Source organism: Aeromonas sp. MaB10011B, assembly GCF_017939325.1.
GTDB classification, from domain to species: domain Bacteria; phylum Pseudomonadota; class Gammaproteobacteria; order Enterobacterales; family Aeromonadaceae; genus Aeromonas; species Aeromonas caviae.
Map to the genome: position 1 here is coordinate 1 of NZ_JAGKRK010000064.1, position 538 is coordinate 538.

1 rRNA gene is annotated in these 538 nt (G+C 53.3%); it reads right to left on the minus strand.

Annotation, left to right across the window (positions count from 1 at the left end):
* Positions 1 to 538: ribosomal RNA gene (locus tag J9893_RS13990) — 23S ribosomal RNA — on the minus strand; the annotation flags it as partial.

Here is a 538-nt window from a genome sequence, read left to right on the forward strand (position 1 = left end):
ACGTTGGACAGGAACCCTTGGTCTTCCGGCGAGGAGGCTTTTCACCCCCTTTATCGTTACTTACGTCAGCATTCGCACTTCTGATATCTCCAGCATGCCTCTCGACACACCTTCGCAGACTTACAGAACGCTCCCCTACCACTCACACTTAGTGTGAATCCGCGGCTTCGGTGCCTGGTTTGAGCCCCGTTACATCTTCCGCGCAGGCCGACTCGACTAGTGAGCTATTACGCTTTCTTTAAATGATGGCTGCTTCTAAGCCAACATCCTAGCTGTCTGAGCCTTCCCACATCGTTTCCCACTTAACCAGAACTTTGGGACCTTAGCCGGCGGTCTGGGTTGTTTCCCTCTTCACGACGGACGTTAGCACCCGCCGTGTGTCTCCCGGATATTACTTACTGGTATTCGGAGTTTGCATGGGGTTGGTAAGTCGGGATGACCCCCTAGCCCAAACAGTGCTCTACCCCCAGTAGTATTCGTCCGAGGCGCTACCTAAATAGCTTTCGGGGAGAACCAGCTATCTCCGAGTTTGATTGGC